Raw genomic sequence first — 1,554 nt, 5'->3', positions numbered from 1 at the left:
CACAGCTCCAGCCGGCGAAGTAATGTCCTTCGAATTCCGAGTTTGCGAATATGAAATGGATCATGAAGCCTATGTGGACTTCCTTCTCCGGCATCATGATGATCTCCATTTACCATACCCTTTCGCAGTGAAGCTTGGTTTTATCAGCAGTCCTCTTTTTCTTGGCAAGGCGATACTCGCTATTAGTGAAGAATCCTACCAACTGGTCGGTGCGGCCGGATTCGGTTATGGCACAGGTTCCGGTAATTACGAGGATCAACACATTTGTCAGATTGAGGTTGCCTTTATTGAGAAAGAACTGCGGCGTACAACCTTATTTGTAAAGGGACTGCGAGTACTGGTGGATGCTATCCAAGCAGGCAATTCCGACGTCCGGCAAGTCCAATTTTGGGCACCCTCGGAACATAAAGATCTAAATCGGCTCTTTGCCAAATTCCTCGCTCTGCCTGGTTCTACCAAAACTATCGTGAATAACTTGGTGCTATATGCGCTCCCGTTCAATGAATTGAAAGCTTATTGTCATCATTTAGGGAGTCGGATGAAGTCAGAATCGGATTAGGAGGCTACCCGTTAATAAAGTAGCCGACCACAAAAGAGCTGCCGGTGCTTCTCCAGCAGCTCTTTTGTGTATTTCTTTTTGAACTTCCGTGCCCCAACGCGAACCATTCCACCGGTGTTTTTTACCCAACCCATGGCTACGAAGAATAAGGGAAGGGAAATATTTAGGCATCCGGTGGAACCCAAGCCTAGAGGAAGCAAATGATAAGGAAACAAGGGGTGTTTCCACCGTTAGTTCGCTTTTATGGTAAAAGTATTGGAGCTTTACCCCTAATTATTCTTAAAACTTTGTAAACGCTCAGCTGTCTCCGTTTGTTAACAGAACTGCAGCGTACGCTCCAGAAGGACATCGGATTAACAAGAGGGAGGACGACCATGGCAACGTACCATCACCTGTGTGTAACGGATGACGATCTGGCCAAAGCCAGTTTATTTTTACTATCCCATAAACGCGACTTGCACCCCTCCTATACTACCCTCGAGATGGTTACCCTCATCTATTCCTACTCGACTCAAGGCCGGCTGGTTAATGTCACCAATGACGAGCACCGCGTCGTGGGAGTAGCAGCCTATTACCACGGAACACCCGAGCAGGAATTTCAGGATAAGGATATTGCCTTGATAGATGTAGCTATTGCAGACAAGACGTACCGGGGGACCAACCTGTTCATCCGAGGTTTAAAATTTCTGGTAAAATCCATCATCGAGGGAGATCCGCAGGTCCGGGAGATCAGACTGGCAGCCTTAGCTGAAAACGATTATTTATGCAGGCTCTACGCCAAGTTTACTAAGGAACGTTACGAACGCATGGGTACCCACGGCAAAGAATTCGTATTTTGTGTGAAAGTTAACGAGTTGAAGGGTTTCCTAACAAGATTTTCACAGTTATAATTTAGGAAGAATTCTACTTTTAATGATATAGGAGGCGATCAAAATGTTCCCAGCAAAACCTGATCTCAAAGAAATCAAAAAAGGAAGCGGCTTTGGCAAAATCGT

At 45.8% G+C, this 1,554-nt stretch carries 2 protein-coding genes; both read left to right on the top strand.

Annotation, left to right across the window (positions count from 1 at the left end; genetic code table 11):
- Positions 1–559 (top strand): hypothetical protein (locus tag GQS10_RS22760; protein WP_207952402.1); only part of this gene is annotated, 559 nt, incomplete at its 5' end.
- A gap of 374 nt (positions 560–933) precedes the next feature.
- Positions 934–1,449 (top strand): hypothetical protein, encoded by a 516-nt coding sequence (locus tag GQS10_RS22755; protein WP_166246598.1) that lies wholly within the window; start codon positions 934–936, stop codon positions 1,447–1,449.
- Positions 1,450–1,554: the final 105 nt, after the last annotated feature.

This window comes from Paenibacillus turpanensis, assembly GCF_011421635.1.
Taxonomy (GTDB): domain Bacteria; phylum Bacillota; class Bacilli; order Paenibacillales; family YIM-B00363; genus Paenibacillus_AK; species Paenibacillus_AK turpanensis.
This window is presented reverse-complemented; position numbering and strand designations above follow the sequence as displayed.